Annotated in this window: 13 protein-coding genes; 6 read left to right on the top strand and 7 right to left on the bottom strand. The window is 61.3% G+C overall.

What is annotated here, in order from left to right; all coding sequences use genetic code 11:
* Positions 1-98: 98 nt before the first annotated feature.
* Genes IRI77_RS16490 through IRI77_RS38070 form a run of 4 tightly spaced genes read right to left on the bottom strand, consistent with a single transcriptional unit; the run spans position 99 to position 3,487 of the window.
* Positions 99-452 carry a DMT family transporter gene (locus IRI77_RS16490; RefSeq protein ID WP_194453136.1) on the bottom strand — a complete coding sequence of 118 codons (354 nt, stop codon included), beginning with the start codon at positions 450-452 and terminating at the stop codon, positions 99-101.
* The gene (locus tag IRI77_RS16485; RefSeq protein WP_194453135.1) at positions 449-826 is read right to left on the bottom strand and encodes a DMT family transporter; all 378 of its coding nucleotides are present in this window, start codon (positions 824-826) and stop codon (positions 449-451) included. Before IRI77_RS16485 ends, IRI77_RS16490 begins: the two co-directional genes overlap by 4 nt.
* 7 nt (positions 827-833) lie before the next feature.
* A complete protein-coding gene (locus IRI77_RS16480) occupies positions 834-2,366 on the bottom strand; it encodes a hydantoinase B/oxoprolinase family protein (RefSeq protein ID WP_228486766.1) in 1,533 nt (510 codons plus the stop codon).
* A complete protein-coding gene (locus tag IRI77_RS38070; protein ID WP_228486765.1) occupies positions 2,363-3,487 on the bottom strand; it encodes a DUF309 domain-containing protein in 1,125 nt (374 codons plus the stop codon). Before IRI77_RS38070 ends, IRI77_RS16480 begins: the two co-directional genes overlap by 4 nt.
* Positions 3,488-3,496: 9 nt before the next feature.
* Between IRI77_RS38070 and IRI77_RS16475 the strand changes: the two genes are divergently transcribed.
* Positions 3,497-4,282, top strand: coding sequence for a 3-keto-disaccharide hydrolase (locus tag IRI77_RS16475; protein ID WP_194453133.1), 786 nt, complete (start codon positions 3,497-3,499; stop codon positions 4,280-4,282).
* Complete coding sequence (locus tag IRI77_RS16470) at positions 4,279-4,689, top strand: hypothetical protein (protein ID WP_194453132.1); 411 nt, start codon at positions 4,279-4,281, stop codon at positions 4,687-4,689. The genes IRI77_RS16475 and IRI77_RS16470 overlap by 4 nt, the downstream gene beginning before the upstream one ends.
* A 7-nt stretch (positions 4,690-4,696) precedes the next feature.
* Here the strand turns inward: IRI77_RS16470 and IRI77_RS38490 are convergent, their stop codons facing one another.
* Positions 4,697-6,985, bottom strand: coding sequence for an NADP-dependent malic enzyme (locus IRI77_RS38490; RefSeq protein ID WP_194453131.1), 2,289 nt, complete (start codon positions 6,983-6,985; stop codon positions 4,697-4,699).
* A gap of 110 nt (positions 6,986-7,095) precedes the next feature.
* Here IRI77_RS38490 and IRI77_RS16460 point away from each other — a divergent pair, with 110 nt between their 5' ends.
* A complete protein-coding gene (locus tag IRI77_RS16460) occupies positions 7,096-7,896 on the top strand; it encodes a hypothetical protein (RefSeq protein ID WP_194453130.1) in 801 nt (266 codons plus the stop codon).
* A 25-nt stretch (positions 7,897-7,921) separates the two neighbouring features.
* On the opposite strand, the gene IRI77_RS16455 is transcribed toward IRI77_RS16460, so the two are convergent.
* Together IRI77_RS16455 and IRI77_RS16450 are read right to left on the bottom strand one after the other, a co-directional pair.
* Positions 7,922-8,245 carry a DUF4870 domain-containing protein gene (locus IRI77_RS16455; protein ID WP_194453129.1) on the bottom strand — a complete coding sequence of 108 codons (324 nt, stop codon included), beginning with the start codon at positions 8,243-8,245 and terminating at the stop codon, positions 7,922-7,924.
* Positions 8,246-8,744: 499 nt separating this feature from the next.
* Positions 8,745-9,515, bottom strand: a complete 771-nt coding sequence (locus tag IRI77_RS16450) for a hypothetical protein (RefSeq protein WP_194453128.1) — start codon at positions 9,513-9,515, stop codon at positions 8,745-8,747.
* A 1,324-nt stretch (positions 9,516-10,839) separates the two neighbouring features.
* Between IRI77_RS16450 and IRI77_RS16445 the strand changes: the two genes are divergently transcribed.
* The 3 genes from IRI77_RS16445 to IRI77_RS16435 are packed head-to-tail and all read left to right on the top strand — an operon-like array spanning position 10,840 to position 17,325.
* Entirely contained in the window at positions 10,840-11,142 is a 303-nt protein-coding gene (locus IRI77_RS16445) for a hypothetical protein (RefSeq protein WP_194453127.1), read from the top strand.
* Positions 11,142-16,685, top strand: coding sequence for an RHS repeat-associated core domain-containing protein (locus IRI77_RS16440; protein WP_194453126.1), 5,544 nt, complete (start codon positions 11,142-11,144; stop codon positions 16,683-16,685). The genes IRI77_RS16445 and IRI77_RS16440 overlap by 1 nt, the downstream gene beginning before the upstream one ends.
* 25 nt (positions 16,686-16,710) lie before the next feature.
* Entirely contained in the window at positions 16,711-17,325 is a 615-nt protein-coding gene (locus tag IRI77_RS16435; protein ID WP_194453125.1) for a hypothetical protein, read from the top strand.
* Positions 17,326-17,971 lie beyond the last annotated feature (646 nt).

The following is a 17,971-nucleotide window of genomic DNA, read 5'->3' as shown; positions in this document are numbered from 1 at the left end:
CTTGGGGAGGATAGGGATTCGCCTGAGGCCCTGGAATATTTTCGCTGGACGGGCAGGGCGCCCGCACTATTTGGGCTTTGGGCTAAGGGGGGTGACGCTCAATTGCCCAGCTTGAGCAGGGCCACGCCGCAGACGATGAGAAGCAGGCCGCCGATCTTGCGCGGTGAGAAGGGTTCGCCGAAGAAGAATCGGGACCAGACCACCGTCCAGACGTAGCCGAGGGCGACCATCGGGTAGAGCACGCTCAATTCGCCGACGCGCAGGCCCAGGTAATAGAAGACGAACGAAAGCAGGTAGAGGGCGATGCCGACGGCGAGACGCCAGTTGTAGATCAGCGACTTGAGGTCGCGATGCAGCCGTCCGGCGCCCCACTTCAGAAACACGGCGCCGAAGCTGCCAATGAAGCTGGCGGTGAAGACGAGCAGGATGGACGAGAGGGGGGTGGCCGTCATTTGCTCTTCCCCTTCCCGAGCAGGGCAACGCCCAGGCAGATTGTGGCGATGCCGGCGATCTTGTAGATGTTCATCTTCTCGTGGAAGACGGCCACCGAGAGGATGCTCACCCAGACGTACGTGAGCGAGATGACCGGGTAAAGCAGCGACAACTCGCCATCCCGCAGGGCCAGGATGAGCAGGCAGGTGCTGATGCCGTACAGGCTGAGTCCCGCCCACAGAGGAAAGTTGGTGATGAGGGCGTGGAGGGTGAGGACGCTCAAGCCCGAGCCACTGCTCTTGATGAAATACTGGGCGGCCACTCCAAACAGAGTGCACAGGAAGACAAGGCCCACGGATTGCCTGTGGGAGAAACGGTAAGACTCTTGGGGCACGAAGTTCCTATTCTAGCCCGAAGCCGCCGCCGCCCGGGGTTTCGATTCTGAGGAGATCGCCGGGTTGGACGTCCAGGCGGATTTTGCCGGCGAGAACCCGGGATTTCCCTCCTGTGCGGAGGAGGGTGCGGCCCAGGGCTCCGGGTTGTCCGCCATCCAGACCGTAGGGTGGGCGAACGCGGCGATCGGCCAGGATGGTGACATCGGCCGGCGCCAGGAACTCGATTTCGCGGACGATGCCGTCTCCGCCGCGATGACGGCCCGCGCCGCCGGAGCCGCGGCGGACGTGATAAGCACGGACACGGACGGGGTGGCTGTGCTCGAAGGCCTCTATCGGCGTGTTCCAGGAGTTGGTCATGTGGGTGTGCACGGCGCTCTGCCCGTCGCAGTTCTGAGCCGCGCCCATGCCGCCGGCGATGGTCTCGTACCAGGCGAAGCCGTCGCCGCCGAAGCTGAGGTTGTTCATGGTGCCCTGCGAAGCGGCGGGGATGAGTTGCGGAGCGGCAGTGGACAGGGCGCCCAGCAGGACATCCGTGATGCGCTGGGAGGTTTCGACGTTGCCGGCCGCCATGGCCGCCGGAGGGTTGGCGTTCACCACGGAACCGGCCGGCGCGACGACGGTGATGGGCCGCAGCAGGCCGGCGTTGGCGGGTACGTCGCCGTCCAGCAGGCAGCGGAAGACGTAGAAGACGGCGGATAGGGTGACGGCGTAGTTGGCGTTGACCGGGCCGGCCACCTGCGGATCCGTGCCGCTGAAATCGACCGTGGCTCGCCCGTCTGAAATGGTGATGGAGGCGCGGATAGTGACGCCCTCGTCGAGGGAATCCTCAAACCGGTAGCAGCCCGCCGGCAGCGACTTCAGGGCGGCGGTCATGCGGCGCTGGGCGTAATCGGCCAGGGCCGTGACATTGGCGTTCAGGCGGGGCAGGCCGTAGCGGGCGACAGCCTCGGTGAGCCGGGCCGCGCCGCGTTCCATGGCCATCCACTGGGCGAGCAGGTCGCCTTCGCGTTCGTCCGGCGTGCGGACGTTGGCCAGGATCAGGCGCATGAGCCCGTCGTCCAGCTTGCCTTCCCTCACCAGCAGGATGGGGGGGAGGCGCAGGCCTTCCTGGTAGATCTCGCGCGCCAGAGGCATGGAGCCGGGGCTCATGCCGCCGACATCGGAATGGTGGGCGCGGGCGGCGACGTAGAACGCGGCGGGCCTGGACTGATCGGGGAAGACGCCGGCGACGGCGGTGATGTCGGGCAGGTGGGTGCCGCCGGCGAAGGGATCGTTCACGACGGCGACGTCGCCGGGCCGGAGGTCGAACTGGCGCAGGACGTGCTCCACGCTGAGCGGCATGGCGCCCAGGTGCACGGGCATGTGGTCGCCCATGGCGATGGTGCGGGCCTGGGCGTCGTAGACGGCGCAGGAGTAGTCGCGGCGTTCCTTGATATTGGCCGAGAAGGCGGTCTTGCGCAGCACGACACCCATCTCCTCGGGGATGGAGACGAGAAGCTGGCGGAAGAACTCGAGCTCAATGGGATCGGGTCGCTTCACTGAGGCGGCGGCTCCTGGATCTTGGGCGGTTCCTGCGGCTTGGGCGGCTCGGGCTTGCAGACTCCGGCGCGGACGGGGAACGAGTAGACCTGGGTCCAACGGTTGTCCTGGCGGCGTTCGAGGCGGAAGGTCTTTGAGGCGGTGTCGGTGCGGATGCGCCAGTCGGAGTTGGCGGCGGTTTTGGGCCGGATGGGGGCGACGGGCTTGGGGCTGACTTCGCGGGTCATCCAGGAGTCGCCGCCGGTCATGGTTTCCATCTTCTGGAAGGGAATGCCGCGCGCGCCTTTGCGGTTCACGACCAACATGCCGTGCGACTTGGAGTCGAACCAGAACTGGTCGATGGAGCCGTAGAAGGTGTCCTCGAAGAGAGGGATGCGGCGCCAGGTTTTGCCTCCGTCGGTGGTCTTGAGGAAGAAGGGATCCTTGGGCAGGGAGCCGCTGATGGTGCCGGCGGCCCAGCCGTTCTCGAAGTCGGCGAACTGGATCTGGTCGAGGGCGGCGCCGCGGATGCGGGCGGCGGGCTCGGTCCAAGTCTTGCCCTCGTCGTCGCTGGCCAGCAGGAGGGAGGCCAGCGTGGTGGCGGGGGTGTGGAGATTGCCGGTGAGGAAGACCTTCGCGCCGACGACCTCGACGGCTGAGAGTTCCAGGAACACGGGGCACGGCTCGTCGGCGGAGCATTCGAGGCCGAACTCAAGGATCTCCTGGTCGCCGCAGGCGGCCGCGATCTCCCTGATCTTCGGCGGCTCCTGCGCGAGTGCAATGGAGACGGTGACGATTGCAGCCCAGGCCCTCATGTCTTCACGCCGATTGTAGCCTTCCAGCCAATGGGCGCGCCACGCCTGGGCGTCGAGGTAGAGCCGGCGGGTATCGACGCCGTGGCAGACGGGCAGGTAGCCGGCGAGCTTGCGGAGGCCTTTGTCGATTTGTTTGAACGCGCCGGCCGGGTTGTTTTGCGAGGCGTGATGGCAGGCGACGGCGCAGTGGATGAGGGCCTGCAGGAAGAAGCGGTCGATGTAGGCGGCGTGGAGCCACACGGCTTCGAGTTCCTCGTGTGCTTCGAAGAAGGCGCCGTCGTTGAAAAGCGCGATTCCACGCTGCAGGCCGGGCGTCACATCACGCATGATAAAAGTATGCGCACCGCCCTTCTACTTGTGCTGCTGGCCGGCCTGGCCACCGCAGCCGATGCAGTGAAGCCCACCAAGAAGATCAAGCTGTTCAATGGCAAGGATCTGACGAATTTCTATACCTTCCTGAAGGACTCGCACCGGGAGGATCCGAAGAAGGTCTTCACCGTGGCGAACGGGATGATCCACATCAGCGGCGCGGAGTGGGGCGCCATCACGACGGAGAAGGAGTACCGCGACTACCACCTGGTGATGGAGTGGAAGTGGGGCCAGGAGAACCTGGCGCCGCGCGTGGGCAAAGCGCGCGACAGCGGCATCCTGCTGCACGGGACGGGCGTGGACGGAGCGGCGGGCAGCGGCTGGCTGGAGTCGATCGAGTACCAGATGATCGAGGGCGGCACGGGCGACATGCTGATGGTGAAGGGTGCGGCCAAGCCGAAGATGACGGTGGAGGCGATTACGAAGGAAGACAAGCAGCTCTACTGGCAGCAGGGCGCGCCGCGGGTGACGCGCGATTCAGGCCGTGTGAACTGGTATGGGCGTGACATCAAGTGGACGGACACGTTTGGGTACCGGGGGCCGGTGGATGTGGAGAAGCCGGTGGGGCAGTGGAACCGGAGCGAAGTGATCGCCGAGGGCGGGCACCTGGTGTACTACCTGAACGGCGTGAAGGTGAACGAGGGCTTTGACGGCGACCACACGCAGGGCAAGCTCCAGGTGCAGAGCGAGGCGGCCGAGGTGTTCGTGCGGAAGATCGAGCTGTTGCCCGTGAAGGGCGGCGGGAAGAAATGAAGTGGCTGCGCGGGCTGGTGCAGCGCGAGAAGAGTTCGGCGCCGGCGCCTTTGCGCGGCGTGCCGGCGATCCGGCGGCAGAAGAACTACCTGGCGATGAGCGGCTACGCGTATGAGTACTTCTATGAAGGGCTGCGCGACCTGCCGGGGCGGCGCGAGCACGTGTTCACGGTAAGCGGCGACCGCAAGACCTGGTTCGAGGTGCAGGTGCGGGTGCCGGGTGCGAGCGTGTCGGCGTGGGAAGCGGGGCACGGGCGCGGGCTGGCCGATAACGAGCGCTATGCGATTGCGAAGATGGCGCTGTTCGAGGCGTTCGACACGCGGGAGACTCCGGTGGAGATGAACGCTCCGGTAGAGGTATCGGCCGAGCAGGTGGAAGAGCTGCTCGGCCGGCTTGGATTCGAATAGGCGGCGATCAGGCCGGCACTTCGGAAGGCGCCGGTTTGCGGGCGCCGAGCGCCTGGGCCTCGACGACCGCGAGGGCGGCCATGTGCACGATGTCGTTGACCTCGCAGCCGCGCTGCAGGACGTGCACCGGCTTGGAGAAGCCCATCAGGATGGGGCCGATCGCTTCGCAACCTCCCAGCCGCATGAGCAGCTTGTAGGCGATGTTGCCGGCTTCCAGGTTGGGCGCGATGAGGACGTTTGCGGCGTTGGGCATGCGGCAGAACGGGTAGTCGGCGAGCATCTCGGGCACGACGGCGGCGTCGGCCATCAGTTCCCCCTCGACCACTAGTTCCGGACGGCGCTGGCGGACCATCTCGGCGGCGGCGGCGACCTTTTGCGCCAGCGGATGGCGGGAGGAGCCGAAGGTGGAGAAGGACAGCATGGCGATGCGCGGATCGATGTCGAAGCTGGCCACGGTGTCGGCGGCGGCGATGGCGATCTCGGCCAGGTCGGCGGCCGAGGGCTCGATGTTTACGGTGGTATCGGCGATGAAGTAGAGCTGCCCCTTGGGGGTGATCATCATGTACATGCCGGAGACCTTGGTGACGCCGGGGCGCTTGGCGATGATCTCGAGGGCGGGGCGGATGGTGTCCGGGTAGTTCTGGGTGATGCCGCCGATCATGGCATCGGCGTCTCCGAGATGAACCATCATGGCGCTGAAGCGGGTGGGGTTCAGCATGAGGTGGGGCGCCTCGGTGTGGGTGACGCCCTTGCGTTGGCGGAGATGGATGTACTCGGTGATGTACGCCTCGGCGCGGGGGCTGGTGGCCGGGTCGACGATGTCGACGTGGCCCCTGATGCGGAGGCGGAGTTCCTCGGCGCGGGCGAAGATGCGGTCTTCCGGCCCGATGAGGACGGGGCGGGCGATAGCTTCGTCGATGAGGACCTGGGCGGCGCGGAGGATCTTGTCCTGGGTACCTTCGGGGAAGACGACGCGGCGGGGTTCACGCTGAGCCTTGTGGATGACCATGCGCATGATCTCCTGGCTCTTGCCGAGGCGGCGTTCGAGCTGCTCGCGGTACTCGTCGAGGTCGACGTTGACCTGGGCGACACCGGTCTCCATGGCGGCCTTGGCGACGGCGGGCGCGACGAAGGTGAGGACGCGGGAGTCGAACGGCTTGGGGATGATGTAGTCGGTGCCGAACTCCATGTTTTCGACGCCGTAGGCGCGGCGGACGGAGTCGGGGACATCCATGCGGGCGAGTTCGGCGAGGGCGTGGGTGGCGGCGAGCTTCATCTCGTCGTTGATGGCGGTGGCGCGGACGTCGAGGGCTCCGCGGAAGATGAAGGGGAAGCCGAGGACGTTGTTGACCTGATTGGGATAGTCGGAGCGGCCGGTGGCGAGGATGAGGTCCTGGCGGGTGGCGATGGCCGTCTCATACTTGATCTCTGGGTCAGGATTAGACAAGGCGAAGACGACGGGCCGATCGGCCATGGCGAGGAGCATTTCGGGCGTGACGCAGTTGGCCTGGGAGAGGCCGATGAAGACGTCGGCGCCGTGCATGGCATCGAGGAGGGTGCGTTTTTCCGTCTTGCGGGCGAACTTGACCTTGTACTTATTCATCCCCTCGGCGCGGCCGTCGTGGATGACGCCCTTGGTGTCGCACATGAGGATGTTTTCGAGGTTGGCGCCGAGGCGGATGTAGTGATTCGCGCAACTGATGGCGCTGGCGCCGGCTCCGGAGAAGACGATTCTGGCGTCCTCGAGCTTCTTGCCCACGAGGGAGAGGGCATTGACGAGGGCGGCTCCGGAGATGATGGCGGTGCCGTGCTGGTCGTCATGAAAGACGGGGATCTTGAGGGTGCGGCGGAGTTCCTCCTCGATCTCGAAGCATTCAGGGGCCTTGATGTCTTCCAGGTTGATGCCGCCGAAGGTGGGCTCGAGCAACTGGCAGGTGCGGATGACCTCTTTGGGGTCCTCGGTGGCGAGTTCCAGGTCGAAGACGTCGATGTCGGCGAATCTCTTAAAGAGGACGCCTTTGCCTTCCATGACCGGTTTGCCGGCGGCGGGCCCGATGTTGCCGAGGCCGAGGACCGCGGTGCCGTTGGACACGACGGCGACGAGGTTGCCCTTGGCGGTGTAGTTATAGACGAGAGACGGATCCCTATGAATTTCAAGGCATGGGACGGCAACGCCTGGCGTATAGGCCAAGCTAAGATCGCGTTGCGTGCGGCAGGGTTTGGTGGGTACGACCGAAACCTTGCCCGCAGGTGAAGATGAATGGTATTCGAGAGCTTCTAAATCCCGGAGCGACATGGCCGGATTCCTTTCCACTACTTAGATACACCCTTTTATTCGCTTTGGATAGTGACCGGCAGGGTAACCGAGCCAACCCCTAACTCGCTATCATCTGTTAGGAAGGTACCATGAGCACGCCCCCGGCGCCGCCACACGCCGAACTAATCGACCGACCGTTCTCTTTCTACCCACCTATTAGTGGGGTAGAGAACAACGAATGGCGGCTGCGGGAAGCCACCTGGAGCGAGATGATGGTCCGGAATACCCAGGAGGATCTGGAGATTGCCATCCCGCGGCAGTATTTCGGGGGGATTTCGGAGACGGACAAACCCGTCATGATTGTGGGCCTGACGCAGGAGCTGGAGTACAAGACGGGCGCGGTGTGGCCGATGAAGCGCAAGGTGTACTCGATGCCGGTGGCGCCGATGAGCCGTCCGCCGGGACCGAAGGCGGTGGCGGATCCTTCGGAGCCGACGGGGCTGGGCGCGATCATGGGCACGGGCGCGATGGGCAACGAGTCGCGCATCGGGAAGATGATCATGGTGACGTTCTTCTCGGTGGTGACGTTGGGGCTGATGATCTGGGCGCTGGTGAAGTTCACTCCGGACGCGAAGCCGACGTTCGTGGCGAAGGACCAGGGGTACCTGGAGCTGAATCGCGAGGACGACTACTTCGGCATCGTGCGGAAGCTGGGGCAGCCGTCGGCGGACCGGTTCAAGCCGGAGAGCGGCGAGCTGCAGTACCGGCTGTTGGAGTATAAGGACCGCGGGTATGCGGTGATCCTGATGGGCACGAAGCAGGAAGATGTCCGGTATATCGGGACGATGGGGTTGGGACCGGACGGGAAGGGCTGGGCGCCGCTGCATTCCATCGATTACGCGAAGGGCGCGAACACGATGGGGATCCTGCGGACCATGCCGAAGTTCTGAGGCGGCATGGTCCGCTGAAGAGCAGTTAGTACTTGGCCTGCTGGCGGGCGAACGGCCCGATGACGGGGATCTCGAAGTGTTCGCCCTGATAGGCCTTGTACATCAAGAACAGCCAGAAGGCGAACATGGCCAAGCCGAGCAGGGACCGCAGCATCAGATACATCATGCCCATGTAGGGCAGTATGCCGAACAGGACGCTGAGGCCGATGCTGAAGATAAACCAGGCCGCACCGAACAGGATGGCTTGCCAGGCGTGGAAGCGGACGCGGGCGCTCTGGTTGTAGGGCGCGATCACGAGGAAGAGGATCCCCGTGATGAAGGTGAGCAGGTAGCAGAAGGCGCAGGCCATATTCTCAGTGAGGCCAGGGGCGGCGGCGGCTGGGGGCGTATATTGGCCCGGGGGCGGAGCGCCGGGGGGCGGTCCAGGCGGGGGTGCCGCGACGGACGTGCCGCAGTTTGGGCAGAAGCTACCATTTACGTTTGTGCCGCACTTGGGGCAAAAGGGCATTCGATCCTCCTTGGTGGTCTGGCGTTGCGCGATGAGCGAGGCTGACCCCGCCGGGTGGCGGGCGCACAGGATATCCCGGAATCAGACGGAACGGGTCTGGGTATGAGGGCCGGGTGTCGAATTGAAATCTCCTACTCCGAACAGGAGGCCAGTCGATCAGGCCTGGCTCAATCGCGCATTGTGTCAATAGTAATCTGCGGCCTGTGTAAAGTCACCCCCCTGGGGATGGTTTCGGTTGCGGGGGGCGGACGGCGGCCGCAGGATGGGCGGAGCGCTGAGGTGTGGATGTCAAAGATCGAGAGGGCGGGCGGCTGGGGTTGCGGCGTCGAGGGCGGGTGCGTCAGGTGGAGCGGCGTGGCGGGGACGGCGCCGGTTTGCGATGGGTTTGTTCGCTCAGGGAGAGTGGATTGGTGGGGCGGGCCGGGTTTCTGGTTGGTGCCGGGGTAGTCGGCTGATGGGTTTGTTCGCTCAGGGACGGTGGATTGGTGGGTTGTGCCGGGCTGGAGGACGGGTGGGCTGGGTTTCTGGTCGGTGGTGGGGTGTTTGGCTGGTGGCTTTGTTCGCTCAGGGAGAGTGGATTGGCGGGGTGGGCCGGGTTTCTGGTTGGTGGTGTGGTGGTCGGCTGATGGCTTTGTTCCCTCACGGAGAGCGGATTGGTGGTCTGGAAGGCCCGGCCGCCGCGGTGGTGGGCGGTGAGGGTGTTCAGAACTTTGCGGCGGGCTGTCTGCAGGTGGGTGAGTTCGCTCCCGAAGGATTCCAAAGATTGCATCCACCCCAGGAGTGGGCCGGCGGCGCGGGTCGAGCGATTGCGGGTGGTGATGCCGTGGATGGAGCCGCCCTGGTTTCTCCCGCGGCCGGGAGTGGGGGTGTGGAGGGACAAGTGGCGATCCATTTCCCATTGGATCGTGGCGAGTTCGTGAACGAGAAGTTTCTCCCAGTTGTTGACGGGGCGTAAGTCGTGGATGTAGGTCGCGATCTGGTTATGGATGGCATTTCGCCCGTTGCTGGTTGCGTTGTGTTGTTTGCGGGTTTCGCTTTGCGGAATCACCGGTCCGCGCGTGCGGCCGCCGTTGATTGCCGTCTCTTTCGAGTTTGTCAGTTGCTTCATCATCTGCCTCGATGGACAGGGTATAGGATAGTCGGAAGTTTTTAGCTCGGCGTGGACGGGGGTGGGTGGGCGTTATGGTTTGTTTTTAGTGGGTTAGCGGTCGAAGAAATAGTTCGAAGTGTGGTGACCGCTGATTCGGGGTTGAGCAAAACGGGGGAGAAGTGGGGGCGGACGGGCTGGGGCGGCCCGCGGGTGGATTGCGCCGGCTGTTTGACGTTCAAAGCGGTCGTGATTCGGAACGTGATCGACGCCCTCTTTTGACGATGCGCTTGCTGCCGGGTCTGCTGCTTTGGAGGTGTACGGTGGGTGCGGGTGCGGCTTCTTGTTATGGGCTGGAGGTGAGCGGTGGTGCCCCCGCTCCTTTTCGTCGCGGCTCTGCACCCGGCTTCCGCTGGGCGTGCTTTTCGGGATTTGGGGGCTCTTGAAGACTCTTTGGGCTGCGTGCTTTTCCCTTTGGTTGATTGGAGCATTGCGTGTGCTGTGCATGTGACGATCAGGACCTCAGAGCAGGTCACCTTGGCCGAAGGGTTCCTGCAGTTGGGGCCCATGATCGGCCGTTCATTTCATCCATTTTAGGTGGGGACTGCTCCGCGTCCCCTGTACAGCACGTCGACTGTCTTCAGTGGGTGGCAGGCAACAATTGATAAATTTTAATTAATGGCTTCGTTTGGTTGATGCCGGCGGTTTTGCGCAATCCAACGAGATCGAGGCGCCGACGGCGCGGTGGGTAGCCAGTGTCCGCCACGCACGGGCTCAGGGATGCAAGTGAGGCATGGAGTGCATTGACCAACGGACTGACTCCGTTGGCCCTTCACGCTTCGATTCAACGGCGAGTATGTTCCGAATTCAGAACAAGCGCGGGTACTCCAAAGAAAACAGAGCATGCCGAGGAAAGCGACAAAATGAGCGGGTAGCCGATTCTGTTCCGAATTCAGAACACGCACCAAAAAGCGCGGCGGTTCGGCATTGTGCCAGCTGTGGATAATTCTCTCCGGAATTGTAGTGGCATTGCGTAGTTCTACTAATTCCATAAGATACCATCTAAAGATGTGGATGTTGCAATTATCTGCACTTGTGAAGGAGTGGCCGGCGCAGATTCTCCGTAATTCGTTTTCAGTTTGTAACAGATAAAAATTGACGGAGATCTCATTTTCTTTCTATTCTGACAACCATGTCGCTTCGCTCCACCTGGCACTATCGATCCCTGTTCGCCGCGGCGATCACAGTGTGTGTTGCTCTGACTTACGGGCAGCAAGCCCCCTCCCGACGAGTGATTGCAGTCGTCCCCATGACTGGGGCGGGTACATGGGATGATCCACGGCGACCATTGCTGACGGACTCGCCACAGAAGGCGCAGGAGAGCGGACGCGCCAGCGAGGACTTCGTGAACTACCACTATGTCCTCAGTGACGACGAAAAATTCGCGATTGTCGAGTTCTCTGTGCAGCGGCCGACGAAGGCGAGCCTGGAAAAGATAAACGCGATTGCCGCTTCGAAGGAGCCAGGCGTAGCCGTGTTTGAGCACGGGAAGAGCAGCCGCCAGGCGATGGAAGCCGAGTTTAGAAAGTACAAAAAGGACTTCAGTTTCGAGGAGTTCGCCGGCTTCAAGGTCCAGGGAGGCAAGAACTAATGCGCCGCAGCCTACTCTTCCTGGCATTGGCCGCGGTGCCGCTCTGCGGTGCCTACACCTACTACTTCTCCGATACATTCAGCAGCATCAGCACAGCGAATTGGCAGCAGAACGGAGTGCTCGACGGCGGCACGATCGGCCTGCACACCTCCGATGCTAACGGCGGCGCCCTGATCTCAAAAGTAGCCGTACCCGATGGCACGGCTTCCTACGAAATCCGGACGGACCTCAATCTCAACACTACTGGCGCGACCTATGTGCATTACTTGCGGGCATCGTCGGATGCGCTGAGCGCTCCGAGCGGTGCGGCCGGTTCCTACGTCGCGATCGAATTGCAGAATCCGCAATGGACCACTGGCGGGTATCTGGCCACGATGGTCATCAGCCAGCGGGTGGGTGGCGTGATCACCAATCTGATTACAAAGCCCGTGGGCTGCAGGATGTCCATGGCGATGCAATCGGTGATCACGGATTCGAGGTATCTCTACGTTTATCTGGACGGGGTCCTGGCGACGGATCCGATCCAGGTGTCTTCGTCCCTGACGACCGGCAAGGCGGGCGTTGGAATTCGGAACAGCAGCGCCAATGCGAGTATCACGCGAGTCGATCTGGGGCCATTGGACCGGACCGCGCCGGCCGCGATGACGCTTTCCAGTGTGGCAACGTGGCCGATGCCGGCGAGTGTCGACATGCAGTGGGATGGAGCGCCGGACGACGCGAATGGAACCGGCGTCGTGCGCTACCAGATCGCCAGGAACGCCTCGCCGTTGGTCTTCACGAGAGGCGGGCTGTTCACGGACGCCGCGGTGACAGCTTCGACAACCTACAGCTACAGCATTTCCGCAATGGATCGGCATGGCAACTGGAGCACCGCCTTGACGGTGCCTGTCACCACACCAGCCAGCAGCACGGGCGAGAGCCGCCGCCTCGGAGTGAAGGCGACGGGGTCGTACTGGGGCGCAGCCGGCGAAAACATTGATATGTTCTCTGGCAATTTGAATTTTACTTTGCCCCTGGTCAACCCCACTCGACGGGATGGGTCCAAGCTGACATTGTCACTGCACTACAATTCCCAGAACTGGCGCAGCGACAGCAACGGCACATGGAACATGGGCCGGGATATTGGCTATGGGTACGGATGGATGTTCACGGCTGGCTACATCCGACCGAGCTACAAAGACTACTGGCTGATCGATCACTATACGTATGTGGACTCAACCGGCGCGGAGTACCGGCTCGACGTCAACGAGAGCAATATCTGGCGATCGACTCAGGGCATTTACATCAGATTCGACCCGGCGAACAACCAGTTGATCTTCCCCGATGGCTCGTTCTGGTATTTCTTCTGCGCCTCGCAAGGGGACGAACCGGATAGCGGCACGATCTATCCGACCGCCTTCTACGACAGAAACGGAAACTACATCATTGCGGGCTATGCCTCCGGTATCGGAACGAATCTGGCGGATTCGAGCGGACGCATCAGTTGGATCAGCGATGTCCGGGCGAACGCCAGTTACGGCAGATCGTACGATTTCGTGTACACCAGCACGGGACTGCCGCACCTCACGCAGATCAATAACAATGTTGGCTTGGGCGAGGAGTATGCGCTCAGCTACAGCACGAGCCAAGCGCTGAAGTCGCCTTTCACCCCCAATGCTCAATTCGCCACGGTGGACCTATTGACCGGGGTGAACATCACGAATCTCGGAGTACCCCACCTGTTCGAGTACGGCACGAACCAAGCCGGGGAGTTGACCAAGGTTACGTTCCCGTATGGTGGAGTGGTTGAGTGGGCGTACACAAACTTCCTCTTTGGGAACGGGAAGACCTTCCGCGAGGTGAATAGCCGGAAGCTCACGAGCCAGCCGAACGGGACTCAGTTGACGTATGGGATTGCCGCAACGGATACCGGCACGCCGTTGTTCGCGCACAAGGCGAGGACCGTGAGCGATGCGAATGGGCGGGACACGCGCGTCTACACCCTTGATGATGTGGCGACATCGATTTCCTATGGGGCCAGCACTGCCTTTGAGCAACGCGATACCTCCCTCACCTACCCGGTTCTGCTGCATCGGGACGACACCTGGACCACGGACATCAAGGGAAATGTCTACCTGAATAGCTCAACCACGACGTTGGATCCCGCCTCCTCAGGCGTCCCGAAGGTCTCCAGAGTCGAAATCGACCGGGATGGCTGGGGCAACGTGACGGAGCAGCGTCTCTTCGACTACGGCCTGACCAGTCCCACACTCAAGCGAAAGTACAAGAACACCTACTCGTATGGGCTGGGATGGGTCGGCATCAACAACCTGCTGGTGAAGTCGGAGATCATCGAGGGTACGACGACGGTGCAGACGGCGACGTACGATTACGATACGGGGCCGGCGGGGAGCTGCCCGGCGAACAGCACGAACCTGACGGATGTCACGGATATCACGGAGCATGATGCACGGTACTCGACGTCGTTGACCTGGCGAGGCAACGTGACCTATGTTGCGGTGCTGGGCAAGGCGCCCGTTTGCCTCAGCTATAACATCGGCGGGACCGTGGTGAAATCGCAGACCGTGGGCGGGATCGCCGTCGACTACTCGGTGACGTCGGCCAGCCACTACACGATGCCTTCGGTGGTGACCCCGAATAGCGAATCGAACCTGGCCAGCAGCAGCCAGTTCAATACCTTTCTAGGGCTGAGTTCGACGACGGGGCCGAACTCGGCGACTGCGGCGTTTACTTACGATTCCATGACCCGGCCGTCGACCACCACGTCGGCGCTTGGGGCGGTGACGAACTACGCGTACACGAACCGATCGGGCACCACGCTGGCTACCAGCACGGCGACGACGAATGGGAAGTGGGTCCGGACGACTGTTGATGGATTGGGTAGAACGGTGAAGGTGGAACGCGGCAATGGCAGCACCGTCGTGTCGATTGTCGATACCGAGTATGGGCCGTGCGCCTGCTCGGCCGTGGGCAAGGTGAAGCGGGTATCGCAGCCTTATGTCACGGGTGGAACGGTCTACTGGACTCAGTATGAGTATGATGCCCGGGGCCGAACGACGAAGGTAACGCCGCCGCTGAATGCCGGCTACACGACTTATGTCTACGTCGGCAACACGGTGAAGGTGACCGACCCGGCGGGCCGCTACAAGATCCACACGGTGGACGTGATGGGGAACCTGACGAAGGTTTCGGAGAAGAATCCGGCCGGCGGATCGGATCTGGACACGTTGTACACGTACAACATGGCGGACAAGCTGACGCAGGTGTCGATGACTCGCGGATCGACAACGCAGTTGCGGACGTTTGGTTATGACTCGGCATTCCGGCTGCAGACGGAGACGAAGCCGGAGACGGGCACCACCACCTACACGTATGACTCGATGGGACGGCCGGCGACCAAGGTGGACGCGAAGAACCAAAAGGTCGAGAATGTCTATGACGCGTATGGACGCGTGACGATGGTGAAGCGGTATCCGGTGTCGACTGGGGCGGAAGACGTGAACCAGCGGACTACGAACACGTATGACTACGATGGGTCGGGTTCTTCCACCAGGAATATCTGGGGGCGGTTGGCTGCCGTATCGATTCCGAACGCGGTGACGGAGCACTACAGCTACACGTCGGCGGGGCTGCTGACGAGCAAGATTTCGGACTTCGGCAGCAGTGGGTATATGACTCCGGAGGTCAACTACTCGTATGACAACGAGGGCAAGGTGACCCAGATGGTGTACCCGATCTATGGGCGACTGAATACCCCCACCACCTATGACATCTTCACGCAGCGATTGACCCTGAACTATGGGTACGACGCGATGGGGCAACTGCAGGGGATCACGTCGGGCAGCGGGCCCGGGACTCCCCTGGTGACTTCCGCGATGTATAACGCAGCCGGGCAGCTGGTTTCGCTCAATCGATTGAGTTCGGTTGGGCTGGACTCAGCCACTGATCTGCCCACCGGGAGCGGTCCGGGGTCACCGGAGACCTTTCAATACAACGGCCGAAATCAGTTGACGAGGCAGGCGTACGGGATTAGCGATCTGGAGTATCGCTATTCGGTCACCGCCAATGATGGGCGGCTGACGCAGAAGAAGAACTGGCAAACCACCGAGGAAGAGAACTACTCATACGATTCGCTAGGCCGGCTGGCGACGGCGTACACGACGGGTCCGGAGTGGGGGCTGTCGTTTGCGTATGACGGATTCGGAAACAGGCTGCAGCAGAATGTGACGAAGGGGACGGCTCCTTCGACGGTGCAGACTGTGAACACGGCGACGAACAGGTTGAACGGCTCAGGGTTCGGATACGACGCGAATGGGAACATGACTGACTGGTCGACACCCTTAGGTCCAGTCACCGCGTCGTATGACATCGACAATAAGATGACGCAGATAACCACGCCAAGCGTCTCGGAGACGTACAAGTATGGTCCAGGAAATCTGCGCGTGAAGAAATATCAAGGTGGTACGTGGACTTATACGGTTTACGGGCAGGGGGGCGAGGTGCTGGGGACCTACACAGGCTGTTCGGTGAGCGGTGTGTCGTTCCTGTGCGATGCGAAGCTGCGAGTGTATTTCGGTGGACGGCTGGTGCTGAATGGGTGGACGGGGGTGAAGCCGGACCGGTTGGGGAGTCCGGATGGGACGCATGGCCGGGTTTATCCGTACGGGGAGGTTTCGGGGTCGGTGTCGGTGGATCAGGACGAGACGTTCACGACCTATAAACGGGATGTTTATACCGGGTTGGACTATGCTCAGAATCGGTATTACGCGTCGGCTTGGGGGCGGTTTACTACAGCGGATCCGTATCGGGCTAGCGGGGGGCCGGAGGATCCGGGGAGTTGGAACCGGTATGCGTATGTGGAGGGTGACCCGGTGAACTTCAATGATCCGGGCGGCCTCCAGAAATGGATGATCACGTATCATTGGAGTGCATGTGCCTGGTACGGCACAAGCAATACCCTTGCCTGCAGTCAGTTTGATACCTATTCGTTCTTTGATGACGGCGAAGGGGGTGGCGGGGGTGGCCCACGTGAATTGAGCGGTGGAGGAGGAGGTAGCGGTGGAGGCAAGATCACATTTGAGCAGGCTTTCAAGGTAGCCCGACGAGGAGCAGATGACATCGCAAAGAAGAAGCAATGGAGCAAGGATTGTGAGGAGTTGTTGGCGTCCCTGGGCACGAACGGCGCCGCTATTGCCGACGCCGCCAGCAAGGTCATCTTCATTGAAGCGCCAGGAAGTACTGTTTTGTATGCCAGCCTCTACTCGAACACCGCGTTGGCGTCTCAAGCGTCTGCACAATGGGGCTCTACCACTGTTAGCGACTACATTGGAAAAAATTCTAACACCAAAGCTCTCGCAGAGCTCAATGGCAATCGGGTCTATCTAAACCAGAAATGGTGGGGAGGCGGGTACTACGAAGACATGGCGACTGTCATGCATGAGTTGGTGCACAATGTAACTGGCTTAACGGATTCTGATATCGAGGGGAAAATAAATAAGTCTATCTCGGAATTTTCGCCATTGCTGAAAACCAAGTGCTTTTGAATCAATTCTAGAAATGATTTTATCTATGAATCACGTTTTCACGCTGTTCGTGCTGACGTCAATAGCGGCATCAGGACAGGGTCCGATATCTGACAGTGCCAGGATGGCCAATATTCACGTCCTGGTTACGGACGGCTGGGGAAATCCGGTATCTGAAGCGATGGTGCAGCTTAAGCCGATGGGGGGGTGGGGGAGTCCGCGTTGGATTCGCTATCCGAAGGAGAGCCGTATCACGATTCCGCCCGGCGCGTATGTTGTCTCAGTGGATGCAAATGGTTTTCGGAAGTATGCCGATATTGGTGACTTCTCTGCAGGTAAGTCATTCGTTCCATTGAGCTTAGTTGTGGCTGATATTGAAACCCCAGAGCCGGATCGACAGCCATCATTAATAGGCCGCGTGGCAAGGGCACTGTTGACAAATCCGCCATTCTGGATTCGGATTGTTGGGATTAATTCGGGAGATGCCCGGAACATCGAGATTGACGATACCGGCACTTTTGCGATCCCGCATTTGTTGCCTGGGCGGTACATGGTGTTTGTGATGAACGCGGGAGTTCTCAAGGATAGCCGGATTGTTGAAGTTCGCAGTATTTCAAAGGAGATCGAAATTGACGCGCCCGAAAAGGCGTTGCCCGAGTAAGTCTGATCTATCCGCGGTATAGGCGGAAAGGGGTCAGCCTTCCAGTGAGCGCTACGCAAACCACATCGTGAAGGCGTCCTCAGCCTGCCCTACTGTGAAGTCATGCGCACGCGTGGACATGAGATTTGTAAGCGTCTCACCACCCCACCTTGACAAGCCCGAGGACGGCCTGTCTCCGCTTGGCAGCCCAAGCAATCGGTGTCAGTTCCGGCATCTTCTGGATGCTCACGTCGTTCAAGCCCGGTAGTACGGCAGCCAGGTACTCTCGGATCGGCACGCCCAGCCGCCTGCAGGTTTCTACCACCGACAGAATCGCCGCCACCTTCGGCCCCGCCTTTGCGCTTCCCAGGTGGATCCAGTTCTTCCGCTTATGTGCAACTGCACATAAGCGCAATTATGCTCAGTCGGCGATTATGTGAAGTTCGGATCCGGCCCAAACCAGCGTGAGTCCTGTGAAGGGCATGGTCGCGGCAGTTGGACACGAACTGTGCTGGTCGGCATAGGCGCCGGCTGCACATAATCAGAGGCTCTGCAGAAAGTGCAGCAATCTGCCTGGTGGCCGATAGCGAACATTGCGTGTTTCGGGCGGCTTGACCGCCTTGAGTGCCGCTTCCTTCATTTTCAGATCAGCTTCCACGTAGATGTG

This window comes from Paludibaculum fermentans (assembly GCF_015277775.1).
Classification (GTDB): domain Bacteria; phylum Acidobacteriota; class Terriglobia; order Bryobacterales; family Bryobacteraceae; genus Paludibaculum; species Paludibaculum fermentans.
The sequence above is the reverse complement of the archived record's forward strand: the minus strand, read 5'-3'. Positions and strand labels throughout refer to the sequence as shown.